The 12,857-nt window shown below is 63.1% G+C and carries 13 protein-coding genes; 4 read left to right on the top strand and 9 right to left on the bottom strand.

The features are described from left to right. Position 1 precedes the first annotated feature (1 nt). From P5W98_RS30545 to P5W98_RS30560, 4 genes are all read right to left on the bottom strand, one after another. Entirely contained in the window at positions 2-1,018 is a 1,017-nt protein-coding gene (locus tag P5W98_RS30545) for an ABC transporter ATP-binding protein (protein WP_421028186.1), read from the bottom strand. A 10-nt stretch (positions 1,019-1,028) separates the two neighbouring features. After that, positions 1,029-1,799, bottom strand: coding sequence for an ABC transporter permease (locus tag P5W98_RS30550; RefSeq protein WP_421028187.1), 771 nt, complete (start codon positions 1,797-1,799; stop codon positions 1,029-1,031). After that, a complete protein-coding gene (locus tag P5W98_RS30555) occupies positions 1,789-2,679 on the bottom strand; it encodes an ABC transporter permease (RefSeq protein ID WP_421028188.1) in 891 nt (296 codons plus the stop codon). The genes P5W98_RS30550 and P5W98_RS30555 overlap by 11 nt, the downstream gene beginning before the upstream one ends. Before the next feature lie 99 nt (positions 2,680-2,778). Next, positions 2,779-3,831, bottom strand: a complete 1,053-nt coding sequence (locus tag P5W98_RS30560) for an ABC transporter substrate-binding protein (protein WP_421028189.1) — start codon at positions 3,829-3,831, stop codon at positions 2,779-2,781. Between the two features lie 263 nt (positions 3,832-4,094). On the opposite strand from P5W98_RS30560, the gene P5W98_RS30565 reads away from it, so the two are divergent. The 3 genes from P5W98_RS30565 (at position 4,095) to P5W98_RS30575 (ending at position 6,806) form a co-directional block, all read left to right on the top strand. Next, positions 4,095-4,847 (top strand): UTRA domain-containing protein, encoded by a 753-nt coding sequence (locus P5W98_RS30565; protein WP_421028190.1) that lies wholly within the window; start codon positions 4,095-4,097, stop codon positions 4,845-4,847. Positions 4,848-5,049: 202 nt separating this feature from the next. Continuing rightward, the gene (locus P5W98_RS30570) at positions 5,050-6,048 is read left to right on the top strand and encodes an ABC transporter ATP-binding protein (RefSeq protein WP_421028191.1); all 999 of its coding nucleotides are present in this window, start codon (positions 5,050-5,052) and stop codon (positions 6,046-6,048) included. Beyond that, positions 6,045-6,806 (top strand): ABC transporter permease, encoded by a 762-nt coding sequence (locus tag P5W98_RS30575; protein WP_421028192.1) that lies wholly within the window; start codon positions 6,045-6,047, stop codon positions 6,804-6,806. The genes P5W98_RS30570 and P5W98_RS30575 overlap by 4 nt, the downstream gene beginning before the upstream one ends. A 12-nt stretch (positions 6,807-6,818) precedes the next feature. Here the strand turns inward: P5W98_RS30575 and P5W98_RS30580 are convergent, their stop codons facing one another. After that, on the bottom strand, positions 6,819-8,159 hold the full coding sequence (locus P5W98_RS30580) for a tryptophan leader peptide (RefSeq protein WP_421042774.1): 1,341 nt from the start codon (positions 8,157-8,159) through the stop codon (positions 6,819-6,821). Between the two features lie 194 nt (positions 8,160-8,353). Here P5W98_RS30580 and P5W98_RS30585 point away from each other — a divergent pair, with 194 nt between their 5' ends. After that, a complete protein-coding gene (locus tag P5W98_RS30585; protein WP_421028194.1) occupies positions 8,354-8,620 on the top strand; it encodes a hypothetical protein in 267 nt (88 codons plus the stop codon). A gap of 89 nt (positions 8,621-8,709) precedes the next feature. Here the strand turns inward: P5W98_RS30585 and ggt are convergent, their stop codons facing one another. From ggt to P5W98_RS30605, 4 genes are all read right to left on the bottom strand, one after another. Beyond that, entirely contained in the window at positions 8,710-10,302 is a 1,593-nt protein-coding gene (gene ggt, locus P5W98_RS30590) for a gamma-glutamyltransferase (protein ID WP_421028195.1), read from the bottom strand. A 71-nt stretch (positions 10,303-10,373) separates the two neighbouring features. Beyond that, a complete protein-coding gene (locus P5W98_RS30595) occupies positions 10,374-11,168 on the bottom strand; it encodes an amino acid ABC transporter ATP-binding protein (RefSeq protein WP_421028196.1) in 795 nt (264 codons plus the stop codon). A 1-nt stretch (position 11,169) separates the two neighbouring features. Continuing rightward, a complete protein-coding gene (locus P5W98_RS30600; protein WP_421028197.1) occupies positions 11,170-11,937 on the bottom strand; it encodes an amino acid ABC transporter permease in 768 nt (255 codons plus the stop codon). A gap of 15 nt (positions 11,938-11,952) precedes the next feature. Then, positions 11,953-12,771: an ABC transporter substrate-binding protein gene (locus P5W98_RS30605; RefSeq protein WP_421028198.1), complete on the bottom strand. Its 819-nt coding sequence runs from the start codon at positions 12,769-12,771 to the stop codon at positions 11,953-11,955. Between the last annotated feature and the right edge of the window lie 86 nt (positions 12,772-12,857).

Raw genomic sequence — 12,857 nt, forward strand, 5'->3', positions numbered from 1 at the left:
GTCAGCGCACCTCTCGCATCTGCTGCGGGTCGACCGTCAGCGCGACGAGCGAACCTGGCGCGAAGAGCTGATCCTCGCGCTGATTGAGCCGGTCGACACGAAGCATCACACCGGACGATTCCACCTGATAGCGAATCACGTTGCCGAGCAGCTGGCGATGACGGACCGTTCCCGTGAGCGGTGCAAGCCGCTTCTCGCCCACGGCCTGCGTGAGCGAGGCAACCTGGATGGCCTCCGGCCGAATCGCCAGATGCCCATCGATCGTCAGGTCGAATAGCGCCTGCGCGTCGCCCGGCGAGAGCAGGTTGTAGTTGCCGATGAAGCGGGCGACGAATTCCGAAGCCGGTCGCGTGTAGATGGTCTCCGCTTCCCCTTCCTGCACGATGCGCCCCTGATCCATTACGAAGATGCGATCGGAAAGCGTCAGCGCTTCCTCCTGATCGTGAGTCACGAAGATCGTCGTGACGCCGAGACGCGACTGGATGTCACGAATTTGCTCGCGCAGCGAGCGGCGAATGCGTGCGTCGAGCGCGGACAGCGGTTCGTCGAGCAGCAATATGCGCGGCTCGACAACCAGCGCACGCGCGAGCGCGACGCGCTGGCGCTGCCCGCCGGAGAGCTCGTGCGGATACTGATGCTCCTTGCCGCCCAGCGCGACGAGACGAATCGCATCCGCGACCTTGCGCGTGCGCTCGTCCGCCGCCATCTTCTTGAGCTTGAGGCCGAACTCGATGTTTTGCGCAACCGTCATGTTCGGAAACAGCGCATAGCTTTGAAACACCATGCCAATCCCGCGTTTTTGCGGTGCGACGCGCGTGATGTCCTCGCCGTCGACGCGGATAGTGCCCGCGTCCACATCGGTCAGGCCCGCGAGGCTGCGCAGCAATGTCGACTTCCCGCAGCCGCTCGGCCCGAGCAGCGTGACGAATTCGCCTTTGCGCAACGAGAAGCTGATATCGCGAAAGACCGGCGTCGTGCCGTATTGCTTGGTCAAGCCGTTCGCTTCGACGTAATTCATGGTGCTCATCCTATTTGCTGAACCGCGCGGTAAGCCAGGTCAGAATCAACGCGGTGAAAAAGTAGCTCATGACGATGGCGCTGGTGAAGTGGCCACTCGTCTGGCGTTGGTTGTACAGATAGACCTGCAGCGTTTCGTAATGAGAGCCCGCGAGCAGATTGGCAAAGACAAAGTCGCCAAGCAAAAACGCAAATGACAGGAACAACGAAGCCATCAGCGCCTTGCTCAGGTTCGGCAGAATGACCCTCACGAAGGCCAGCGACGTGCTCGCGCCAAGCAGATGAGCGGCATCCATCAGGTCGCGGATGTTCATGCTTGCCATGCTGTTCGCCAGCGCGCGGTACATGAACGGCAAGGCGATCGTGAAATAGCAGCCGAGCAAGATCCACGGCGTGCCGTTGATCGCGACCGGCCCGTCTGCGTAGATATTGAGCAGTCCAACCGACGTCACGACCGGCGGCACCGCGAACGGAATCAGGATCAGCGCGCTCATCACCTTGTCCAGGCGCGGATACCGGTAAAAGATCACGAAGGCCGTGGGGACGATGATCAACGCGCTGAGCGCGAGCGCGCCGAGACACACGGCCATCGAGCGGCCGAATGCAGCCATGAACGCCTTGTCATGCAAGAGTTGCCAATACCAGCTCAGCGAGAGGTCGTCCGGCAAAATCGTGGCACCCCAGTGCCCGGACAACGAATACAGCAGTGTCGCGAGTATCGGCGCGGCCAGGATCGTCACGAGCACGCCGACGACGGTGCGATGGTAAATGTCAGCGCGCATGACGAGCCCTCCTGGTCAGCAGCCACTGGTTGGCGACGGTCACGACCAGCAAGAGCAGCATCAGCAGTACCGAAAGCGCGGCCGCCATGTTGGGATCGAGGAACAAATCCCCCGCCACGAGGCTCGCGATGCGCACGGTGATCAGATTGAAGTTGCCCTGGGTTAGCGCATAGGCGCTGGCATACGCGCCGATCGCATTCGCGAACAGCAGGATGAACGTGCCGAAGATCGCAGGCGCCAGCACCGGCAGACCGACATGGCGCCAGTATTGCCAGAGTTTCGCGCCGAGCAGGGACGCCGCGGCCTGCCAGTCGTCGTCGAGCGCGTCGAATGCCGGATACAGCAGCAAGATGCCAAGCGGAATCTGGAAGTACGTGTAGATCAGAATCAGTCCGTTGATCGAATAGAGATCGAAGTGCTTCGCCAGCCCCCACGCCTCGAAGAGCAGCGTCAGCGATCCGTTGGTGCCGACGAGGATGATGAAGGCGAACGCCAGCGGCACGCCGGTCAGGTTGCTCGTCATGTTCGCGACCGACACGACCAGCCGTTGCAGTCTACCCGGCACACGCCTCAACGAGGCGGCGCCGAAAATTGCGATCACGAGGGCAATCGCGCTCGACCACAGCGATATGCGAAGGCTGTTACCGAACGCCTGCCGATAAAAAGGCGACGACAGGATCTCCGCGTAGTTCGCGAACGTGAAGCCTTGGGTGGATTGCACGCTGTTGGCGATCACCCAGACCATTGGCGCGACACAAAACAGCGTGAACACGACGGCAAATGGAATCAGCCAGATCGCGGCTAACCCTGACCGCCATCGAATGCCCGCGCGTGCGCGTTCGGCATGCCCAGCGGCAACAAAGAGCGAGGGGGTTTTCATCACAAAGGAAACTCCAGTTCACGAAGCTGGACAAGCGAGCGTTCGAGCGGGCCGGCGCCCGAACACATGTTCCGGGCGCCGGCCGGCGGCGCGCTTGCGTTACTGCATGTTCACCATCACCACGTCCTGCCACTGGCGCGGCAGCTTTTTGACCGACTCATTCCACGCGGCAAAATCCTGAATCGGCTTCACCGACTTGTACTCGCTCGCGGGAAGCAGTTTCGCCTGAACGTCGGGCGGGAATTTCACGGACGTGCGAATCGGACGCGCATAACCGCGCGCGAGATTCAATTGCCCCGCGTCGCTCAGCACATATTCGCGAACCAGCTTCGCAGCATTCGGATGCTTCGCATACTTGTTGATGATGAGCGTATAGCCGGTTGTCACCGAACCGTCCGAAGGAATGTTGACCGTGAAGCGTGAAGGGTCGATCTTGTCGCGGTAGCTAAGCGCCGTGAAGTCCCAAAGAATGCCGACCTCGGTTTCGCCCTTTTCCAGATTGGCCAGACTCGGGTCCACGAGCGACAGCCGTCCCTGCTTCGCCAGTTCGGCGAACAGCTTGAGGCCCGGCATCAGGTTTTTCTCGCTCCCGCCCTGCGCCAGCGCGGCGGCCAGAACCGCGCTGTTCGCGCGTGCCGCCACGCCAACGGCGCCGAGCGTCACCTTGTACTTGCCGGACAGCAGATCAGCCCAGGTCTTCGGCGGATTTTTCACGAGCCGCGTGTTGGTGATGAACGCGATCGTGCCCGTGTAATCGACGATGCAGTTGCCGTCCTGGCTCTTCGCCCAGTCCGGAATGTCATTCCAGGTGCCCGGCTTGTAGGGTTGCGTCACCCCCCGCTGCACCGCGAGCGGGCAGAAGCTCTGGCCGACGTCGCCGATATCGGCTGTCGCATTACTTTTCTCCGCGTCGAACTTGGCAATTTCCTCCGCCGAACTCAGGTCGGTATCGCGGTGGTCCAGTCCATATTGATGCGTCAGTTGAGCCCAGGTGTCCTTCCAGTTCGCCCAGTCGTCAGGCATGCCGACGCTATAGACCGCGCCCTCCTTCTTCGCTGCCTGCGTGAGCGCGTTCAAATCCTCCGCCCCGGCCTGTGCCGCGCTGGCGCCGACCACGACCCCAATGACACCCACGAGTGTTTTTGCTTTCATGACGCCTCCAATCTGGTCCAGTCCAGTTTCGCCATGCGCAGAACATATCCGGTGGTAATATCAGTGTCAATGGCTTTTCGCATCTCACGAAGGAAGCCCGACAAAGACGCGTAAAATCGCCTTATGTCATTGTATTTTAATAATTTTATGCAACACATGGCAGACCCGTTCCGCGCGCCGTCCGCTTACCTCGACGATCGCCTCTCGGGGCGATTTCCTCAGATAAAATGTCGACCGTTGCACCAAAATTTGGAGTAGTCCAATTGGCAGAATCTGAGCGCAGCCCCACTCTCGCGGCCCATATCAGGCAGTCCATCGAAATGCAGATCGACGGCAAGTTGCTGCTGCCGGGCGCGAAGCTGCCGTCCGAGCGAGAGCTTTCGGAACTGTTCGGCACCACGCGCACGACGGTGAAGGAAGCGCTTGTGGCCATGGAAGCGGAAGGACGGATTTATTGCGAGGACCGGCGCGGCTGGTTCGTTGCGCCGCCGAGGCTGATTTACAACCCGCTTTATCGCTCGCCGTTCCATCAGATCGTCACCGATCAGAAGCGCTGCCTCGAAACGCGGGTGCTGCTGTCGCACACGACCGTGGCGACGCCGGCGATCTGCCATAACCTCGAGTTGCCGACCCTGTCGCGCGTCCACGAAATTCATCGGCTGCGCAAACTGGACGGCCGCGTCGTGATGCTGGCCAAGCACTATCTCAAGCCAGAGAAGTTTCCAGGGATATTCGAACACGACTTGAGCCAGTCGCTGACGACGCTGTACCAGCAGCGCTACGGCATCCGCTATGGCCGTTCGCGGTTCGAGATCAATCCAACTGCGGCGTGGGGCGAGGTCGCCCAGGCGTTGATGCTGACGGAAGGCAGCCAGATTCTGATGATTTCGAGCATCGTCTACGATCAGAACGACGAGATAGTCGAGTTCGAAATCGAGCACTGGCGGCACGACGCGGTTCGCATCATCGTCGACAGTCTGGAACTCGAGCGCATCAAGGCTCAAGCGCAGCAGTGAACGGCGCCCGATGCGCAGCGTGGCAACGACGCGCGCTGCGTTTCCGGGGCGTATCTGGCACGCCCATGAGGTCGCCCAGCACGGCACCATCAACGCCCTTCACGCATGAGCGTTGAACCGGCATCGCCGGGGCTGTGCGCGCTCGCGCGTCACGCGCCCCCGGGTCCGGCGAGCGCCCAGGCTTTCTGGTAATGTCACGCAAATGCAAACGATCCTCTCAATCGAGAATCTCTCGAAAACCTATGCGTCGGGATTCCGCGCGCTCAAGCACGTCAACCTGAGCATCCAGCGCGGCGAGATTTTCGCGCTGCTGGGGCCGAACGGTGCGGGCAAGACGACGCTCATCAGCATCGTCTGCGGCATCGTGAATGCGAGTGAAGGGAGTGTGCGCGTCGCCGGTCACGATATCGTCGCCAACTATCGCGCCGCGCGCTCGCTGATCGGCCTCGTGCCGCAGGAGCTCACGACCGATTCGTTCGAAACGGTCTGGGCCACGGTCTCGTTCAGCCGCGGCCTGTTCGGCAAGCCGCCCAACCCCGCGCATATCGAGCGTGTGCTGCGCGACTTGTCGCTGTGGGAGAAGCGGAACAACAAGATCATCACGTTGTCGGGCGGCATGAAACGCCGCGTGCTGATCGCGAAGGCGCTCGCGCACGAACCGCAAGTCCTGTTTCTGGATGAGCCCACCGCAGGCGTGGACGTCGAGCTGCGCCGCGACATGTGGAAGCTCGTGCGCGGGCTCAAGGCCAACGGCGTGACGATCATCCTGACGACGCATTACATCGACGAAGCCGAAGAAATGGCCGACCGGATCGGCGTCATCAACCGCGGCGAAATCATGCTCGTCGAACAGAAGGACGCGCTGATGCGCAAGCTCGGCCGCAAGCAGCTGACGTTGCAGCTCGAAACGCCGCTGAGCGCCATTCCGGCGGCGCTTGCGGGCTGGGGACTGGAACTGGCCGAAGGCGGCAACGCGCTCATCTATACCTACGACGCCGAGCACGAACGCAACGACATCATCACGCTGCTCAAGAACCTGAGCGAGGCCGGCATCGGCTTCACGGACCTGCAAACCAGCCAGAGTTCGCTGGAGGAGATCTTCGTGAGTCTCGTCCACAAAGACCCCGCGACCTCGACAAATCCGGCCGCCGTGGACTCGGCCGTTGCGGATAACAACAAAGCACAGGTGAGCACCCGATGAATCTCCACGCCATTCGCGCCATCTACCGATTCGAAATGGCGCGCACCCGGCGCACGCTGATGCAAAGCATCGTCGCGCCGGTGATCTCGACCTCGCTCTACTTCATCGTGTTCGGATCCGCGATCGGCTCGCGTATCAAGGAGGTGAACGGCGTCAGCTATGGCGCGTTCATCGTGCCGGGCCTCATCATGCTGTCGCTGCTGTCGCAGAGCATTTCGAACGCGTCGTTCGGCATCTACTTCCCGCGCTTCACGGGCACGATCTACGAATTGCTGTCCGCGCCGGTGTCGTATCTGGAAATCGTGATCAGCTATGTCGGTGCGGCCGCAACCAAATCGGTGCTGCTAGGCGTCATCATCCTCGCCACCGCAGCGCTGTTCGTGCCGATCCAGATCCAGCACCCGTTCTGGATGGTGCTGTTCCTGCTGCTGACGGCAGTGACGTTCAGCCTGCTCGGCTTCATCATCGGCATCTGGGCCGACAACTTCGAGAAGCTGCAAATCGTGCCGCTGCTGATCATCACGCCGCTGACCTTCCTCGGCGGCAGCTTCTATTCCGTCGACATGCTGCCGCCGGCGTGGAAGGTGGTCACGCTGTTCAACCCGATCGTCTATCTCATCAGCGGTTTTCGCTGGAGCTTCTACGGGCTCGCTGATGTCGACGTCAGCGTGAGCCTCGCCATGACGGCCGCGTTTCTCGCGGTGTTCCTCGCGATCACGGCGTGGATCTTCAAGACCGGTTACCGCCTGAAAAGCTGAGCGGCACGCTCGTCAGGCCGGCAGCGGTCCCGGCAGGTCTTCCTGCGGCGCGACCTCCCGCTTGCCGTCGAGGATAGCCAGCTTTTCGGACAGGTCCGGAAAGCCATGACCCGCCGCGCGAAGCTCGCCCACGAGCCGATGCGCGGCCGCCCTGCAATGCGCAAGCGTCTCGTGCAAGCGCGGCTCCGCCTGCAGGCCGGCCACCGCCTTCTCGAGTTCGGCCGGCGACTCGCTCAGCAGCGCGGGCACCACCTCATCGGCGGGTATCAGCGAGCCGTGACTCAATAGCTGGCCGGTCCAGTCGCAGCCGTACAGCAGCGCGCGCCGCTCGGCTTTGCACGCCTCGTCCTGGTCGAGCGCGGCGAGGCTGTTGCGGTTCTTCTGAATCTCGGCGCGCCACGTCGCCAGAATGTCGGCGCGCAGCGCCGCGACCGCGTCGCCGAGCGGTGCATTCTGCCCCCCCGCCACCAGGCGGCGCTCGTCGAGCCGGTCCACCTGCTCCCGGTAGTTTTCGAGGTACGACTGCCAGTTCAACGGCAGCGACGGCTTTTCGAAGAACGCGTGGCGCACTTCGTTGAGTTCGTTGCGGATATCCTGGAGCGCCTGGTTGTCGGCGATGCGAGCTTCATGCACTTCGTGGGCCGTCACCATTTGCCGGTGCAGCGGGAACAGCGGATTGCCGTAGCGGCGCTGCAGATGCCGTTCGGCGGCGCCCGGGCGGGCGCTCCATTTCCAGTTCGGCAGCAATTTCGCGTCGAATTCGACTGCCTCGATCATCGGCCGGAACAGCGCCAGGGCTTCCTCGGTGGCATGGCGGAAGCAGTCCGCCAGCTTGTAGTCATTGCCTTGCAGCGGCGCGCCGGCATCGCCGGCATAAGGGGACTCGGGCATGAGCCTCAGCGCGCCGGTGGCCAGAAAGAACTCCATCGGCAATTCCACGGCCTGGCCTTCCTGGCTGAAGGTGCGCTGCTCGGCGGAGATGGCCTCGACGGAACGCGCCAGGCGGCTTTCGAGGTCGAGCAGCGCGTCGATGGCGTCGCCCGAAGCCGGCTGCGCCGCATCGGCGAGCAGACAGAACGTTTCGCGGGCCATGCGCGCCGCGATGGCGCCGTGCTTGCCGGCGAACAGCCAGAACCAGAGGGCGAGCTGGTAGCCCTTGACGGCGTTTCGGGCCGTCGCCTCGACATTGGGTGCGAATGCGATGCCGGGCGCAGCCCAGTTCGCGAACGGCGGGGTTCCGGCGCCCAGGTACATGCCCAGCAGTTGCCGTATCGATTCATGCGTATCGATGGGCCAATGGCGCGCCTCGGCCTCTTCGTGGCGCTTCTCAGCCTTCCAAAACCTCCAGTCCATCCCGTACCTCGCAAGAAGAGCAAGCGTATTCGTGCTACGCGGTGCGCGCGATACTTGCATAATCCGCCGGAGGCGTAAACCAATGTTGCGCTTCGTTACCTCGTTGTCCCTGCGTGCCAGGGATATTCCCAAGTTTGCGTGAAATGACCGCCGTGCCACTCTATCTCTCAGTGCCATTCCCTACGGAGGCAGGCATGCAAGCTGAGACGCGCAAGAATGCACGAGTCGCCGCTTTTCTGAACCGGTCGGCGTTGTGTCTGCTGATGTTGCCAGTTGCGTGTCTTGCCTGGGCGCTCCAGGCGTATCCGCCTCATCACGCATATTTACTCAGCTTCTCGCTCGGCACATGGGTCTGGGCTTTCGCCGGCATCCTCTTTGTGGTCTCGGCGGCCTTCCACGTCGACGCCCCCGATCAGCACATCGAGCACGACACCGGATTCCGGGAAGCACACGGGCATTGATTTGCCCGCGTGCGGTGCAAGCGGGGCGGCGCTCACACGAGTGACGGCCACCCCGATTCGATGCCCGATCAGGGCGCGCAGTCACGCCCTCAATACCCGAGCGCGCATCCGTCCTTTCGATGATCGGACGCGCCCGTCAGCACGCCTCGCTCCCAATCGATGCAGATCGCCTGCGAGCCGCCAATCGGTCCGGCGCTGGGCACGAGCGCGAAGCCGCGATCCGCGAGCACGGCGCGCGCGGCTTCGGGCAGCGTCGATTCGACTTCCACCGTTGCCGTGCCCGGGCGCGGAAATACGCGCGGCAAATCCATCGCCGTCTGCATGTCCAGGCCGTAATGCAGCACCTTCGACAGAAAATGCGCGTGGCCCATCGCCTGATAGTGGCCGCCCATCACGCCGAAGCTCATCTGCACACGGCCATCGCGCGCCACCATGCCGGGGATGATGGTATGCAGCGGGCGTTTGTGCGGGGCGATCGCGTTCGGATGCCCCGGCTCGACCGAAAATCCCATGCCGCGATTGTGCAGCATCACGCCCGATTCCTTGCCCATCAATCCGCTGCCGAATGGATAGAACAACGAATTGATGAAGCTCACGCAGTTGCGGTCGCGATCGACCACGGTGATATAGACCGTATCGCGGTGCTCGACCGAGATGAGCGCGGCGGCCGGGTCCAGCACGCTCTCGAGATCGATGCGGCTGCGCAGTGCGTCGACGTAGTCATCGGATAGCAGGTGCTCGACGTCGACAGGCCGCTCGCGCGGGTCGCCCAGCATCGCATCGCGCACCGCATAGGCGAGCTTGGCCGCTTCGATCTCGCGATGCAGGCGATCGTGGTCGAGCGGGCCGCCTTCGGCATCGTACTTGTCGAGCAGTCTTAGCAGCAGCAGCGCGATCATGCCCTGCCCCGCCGGCGGACATTCGATCACGTCGTAGCCGCGAAACTTCGTGCGAATCGGCGTGACGTATTCACCGCTGAATCCGGCGAAGTCGTCGAGCGTGTGCAAGCCGCCGTGCTCCTGCAGCTTGACAACGAGATCGGCAGCCACTGCTCCGCGATAGAACGCGTCGCGGCCCGTCTCGGCAATCGCGCGCAGCGTGTTCGCCAGGCGCGGCTGCCGATGGGTTTCGCCCGCGCGCAGCGCGGCGCCGTCGACGAGCATGGTCTTGGCCGCCACGGCGTCGCGCGCGAGCGTCTCCACCTCGGCAGCCCAGTCGCGCGCGGTGCGCGGCGCGACGGCGTAGCCCTCTTCCGCGAAACGGATGGCCGGCGCGAGCACGTCGCGCAACGGCAGGCGGCCGTGGTCGCGATGGAGCGTCGTCCATGCATCCACGGCGCCTGGCACGGTCACCGCGTGCGGCGAATGGCGCGCAATCGTCGTGACGCCCATCGCGCGCAAACGCTCCGCGCTCGCAGCGGCGGGCGCCCAGCCCGAGCCGTCATAGGCAATCACGTCGTCGCTGCCGCCGCGCGAATAGAGCGCGAAGCAGTCCCCTCCGATACCCGTGGAACCAGGTTCGACCACGCATTGCACTGCGCACGCGGCAATCGCCGCGTCCATGGCGTTGCCGCCGGCGGCCAGCATCTGGACGGCGGTGAGCGTGGCACTCGGGTGCGATGTCGCGGCCATGCCATTGCGGGCCATCACGAGCGAACGGCCCGGCGTTTCGAAGTTACGCATCAGCGCACTCTCCTTTTTTTGGTGTCCTGACGATGGGTCATGAAAGGCGGTCCTGCCGCCTTCGATACGGATTACGCGGGCGCGGCGGTGCGCAAGGTGCGCCGCAGGAAGGTCTGCGTGCGCGGGTGCGAAGGCGCGGTAAAAATGCGCTCGGGCGGACCTTCCTCGATCAGTTCGCCCTGGTCGAGCACGACCACGCGGTCGGCCACCTCGCGGGCAAAGCCCATCTCGTGCGTGACGACCACCATCGTCATGCCGTCTTCCGCGAGTTCCTTCATGACCTGCAACACCTCCCCCACGGTTTCCGGGTCGAGCGCGCTAGTCGGCTCGTCGAACAGCAGCACCTTGGGCTGCATCGCGAGCGCACGCGCGATGGCAATGCGTTGCTGCTGACCGCCGGAAAGCTGCGACGGATAGTGGTCGGCGCGATCCGCGAGTCCCACGCGCGCGATCAGCGCCTTCGCCTGCCTGAGCGCTTCTTCACGCGGCATTTTCAGCACGTGAATCGGCGCCTCGATCACATTCTCCAGCGCAGTCATGTGCGGAAACAGATTGAAGCGCTGAAACACCATGCCGATATCGCGGCGCTGCCGCGCGAGCGTACGCGCGGAATCGCGCACGAGCGTGCCGTTGGGGCGCTCGACAAAGCCGAGCAGCTTGCCGTTCACGCGCACGCGCCCGCTGTCGTACGACTCCAGCAAGTTCAGACAGCGGATGAAGGTAGTCTTGCCCGATCCCGACGAGCCGATCAGCACCACCACCTCCCCCTTCGCGACGCTCAGCGAAATGCCGTTGAGCACCTTGGTCGGGCCGAAGGACTTGTGGATGTCCGACGCCTCGATCACGATTTCGCGTGCTTCGCTCATGTCATCGCCCCCGCAGCAGCTTCATCGTTTGCGCGCCGAACAGGCGCGTGTTCGCAGCCGGCTTCGCCTCGCCGCGACCGAAGTGCGCTTCCAGCCGCCGCTGCACGAAGCCCCAGAGCGTGGTGAGCGCGAGGAAGTAAATGCCGAGCACGAGATAGAGTTCGAACACGCGGAAGTTCACCGAGGTGATCATCTGCGTGCTAAGCAGCAGTTCCGGTACGCCGATCACGCTCACGAGCGTGGTGTTTTTCAGCATCACGTTGAACTCGTTGCCGAGCGGCGGCACTATCACGCGCAGCGCCTGCGGCAGCACGACCCGGCGCATGAGCAGCACCGAGGTCATACCGAGCGAGCGCGACGCTTCGTACTGCCCGCGATCAACCGAGCTCAGCCCGGCGCGAATGATCTCCGCCTGATAAGCGGCCGAGTTCATGCCGAGCGCGAGCACCGCCGCCTGAATATTGCCCGGCAGCGTGACGATGCCGAAGTCGAGATCGTGAAAATGGAAGATGTTCGCGGCGGCGAACGCCGTGTACAGAAACACGATCTGCATGAGCAGCGGCGTGCCGCGCATGATCCAGATGTAGCCGCGCGCGAGCGACTGCACCGGCAGGCTCGACGAAAGCCTCATGAGCGCGACGATCAGCCCGAGCGTCGCGCCGAGCACGACCGCGCACGCGCTGATCGAGAACGTGAGCCATAGCCCGTGCAGATACGCGGGGCTGGGCTCCAGCAGGAATTTCCGGAAAATTTCCCAACTGAAATTCATGGCTTCACCCCGCGCTCAATAGCGGTCGTTCTCGAGCTTCCAGGTCGCGAGCATCTTGCCGTAGCGATCACTCTTCACGAGGTCGGCCACGACCTTCGCCACCGCCGGCGAAAGCGGCTCAGCCTTGCGCGCGCCAATGCCCGTTGCGATGCGGTTGAAGCCCGGCACGGCTTCCTCGAACATGTCGCCCGACGCCTGGCGGAAGTGCGCGGCGCTCTCCGAGGTGGTGCCATAGGCATCGACCTGTTGCAGGCGGAATGCCTGAAATGCATCGGCATCCGAACTATATACAACGATATTCATGGGCGCCTTGCCTGCTGCGGCAAGCTTCTGATTTTCTTTTTCGAGCAGCGAGCTGATGGTCGTGCCGTTGAGCACGCCGACCTTCAGGCCCGAAAGGTCGTCGAGCGAGCGCACGTGGCGCGGGTTGCCGCGCGGCACCATGATCGACTGGCTCGAATACATGTAGTCGACGATGTCGATGATCTGACGCCGCTCGGGCTTGTCGAACAACTGGCCGATCACGAGATCGCATTGACGCGCCTGCAGCGCGGGGATCTGCCCGCTGAACGACATCACTTTCCACTCGACCTTGAGATTGCCGAGTTGCTTCGCCACATCGTGCGCGATATCGACGGAGAAGCCGCGCGGCTGCTGATTCTCGTCGTAGGACGCGAGCGGCGGCGCATCCATGCTCGAACAGTACGTCAGCGTGCCGCTTTTCACGAGGCCCAGATCGGCCGCGTGCGCCGTGGCCGCGCCGGCAAGCTGCGCCAGCACCGCGAGGCCGGCGCAGGCGGCAAGACGAAAACGCTTGAACTCTTTTGCTGACATCGAGAGGCTCCTGGCTAAATGTGGGCACAACGTGTGGGACACAACGAGTGAGGCACAACGAGTGGGGCGCAACGACAAATGGGCAA

Source organism: Paraburkholderia sp. A1BS-2L (assembly GCF_051125205.1).
In the GTDB taxonomy this organism is placed as follows: Bacteria; Pseudomonadota; Gammaproteobacteria; order Burkholderiales; family Burkholderiaceae; genus Paraburkholderia.